General features: G+C 38.6%; 1 protein-coding gene. It reads right to left on the reverse strand.

The genetic code is table 11. From position 1 onward, the window contains the following. Nucleotides 1-226: 226 nt before the first annotated feature. A complete protein-coding gene (locus AC805_RS15405) occupies nt 227-856 on the reverse strand; it encodes a ribonuclease D (RefSeq protein ID WP_055076241.1) in 630 nt (209 codons plus the stop codon). Between the last annotated feature and the right edge of the window lie 438 nt (nt 857-1,294).

The raw sequence follows: 1,294 nt of genomic DNA on the forward strand, positions 1-1,294 counted from the left end.
TATAGTTGTTTTAAATAACTTGTAGACGGGCTTCGACTTCGCTCAGCCCTCGGTGTAAGCTAGCTGAGCGAAGTCGAAGCTGTAGTTTTTATTTGAATTATCTATAATTCCCAAAAGTGTAGCCACACTTTTGGGAATTGGTATAAGTACCTGAGCATAATTAAAATCCCGAAATAAAAGCTGAGGCGCACGCTACGCGTGCGCCTCAGCTTTTGTTTCATAAAAATTAGTGGGCAAAAACATCCGCATAGCCCAGCAAATCTAGATATACGAGGGTAGGAATATGGGCAAAACATGCCTTCGCCAGATCGTAGCGATTTTCACGGATTAACATATCGATGAGCTTGCGATAGACAGACAGTAGATAGCGCACATCATTAGCAGCATATTCTAATTGCGGTTCGGATAGAGCTTGAACGTTCCCCCAATCTGAGGATTGAGATGATTTATCTAGTTCAATTTTCTCCAGTTCGCGCACCAATTCCTTTAGACCATGCTTATCGGTATAGGTTCTAGCTAATTTGCTAGCAATCTTAGTACAGAATATGGGGTGGGTGGCAATGCTGAGATGGGCTTCCAGCATGGCAACGTCAAATCGTGCAAAATGAAAAACCTTGGTCACATCGTCAGCTTCAAACAAATACTTTAGATTTGGTGCTTCCTTCAGCCCTCTGGCAATTCTCACCAAACTCACGGTCTCCTCGTCGTTACAGATTTGGATTAGGCAAAGGCGATCGCGTCTGGGAATCAAACCCATGGTTTCCGTATCAATTGCGATCGCTTCACAGCGGAGATATTCTTGAAGGGTTTCAAAATCGATATCGTTATCAAAAACTTTAAAAGCTGGCATCTTAATTTTTGGAGTAGACTTCGTTAGGTTCGGCATAGCGCCTATAACAGCTTATATAGTCTATTGCCCAAACGCAGCCTCAAAAAATGAATGTTTGTTAACTTACATTTGAGACGACTTGAATTTAGCATAAATTGTTACCAGACCTTCTTGACATATTTTATTAAGGGTGATGAGAATATAATGAAAAGCTTGTGAGGATAAGAATTTAGGGTGCGGAAAAACTCTGCAAATATATGCTTGGGATATTGTTGAGGATATGTTTAAAAGCTTAAAGTAGACCGCATTTAATTCCTATGAACTATAGATTATCTTCATAAGATTTATTGGCGAACAATTTTCAAAATAAGCATTTAATCTCATAAATGTACTTCACAAAGCTTATATAATATATTTGAATGTATTTGAACGATTAATTTAACGATTAATTCAAATATAAGTACC

It is taken from the genome of Pseudanabaena sp. 'Roaring Creek' (assembly GCF_001402795.1).
Lineage (GTDB): Bacteria > Cyanobacteriota > Cyanobacteriia > Pseudanabaenales > Pseudanabaenaceae > Pseudanabaena.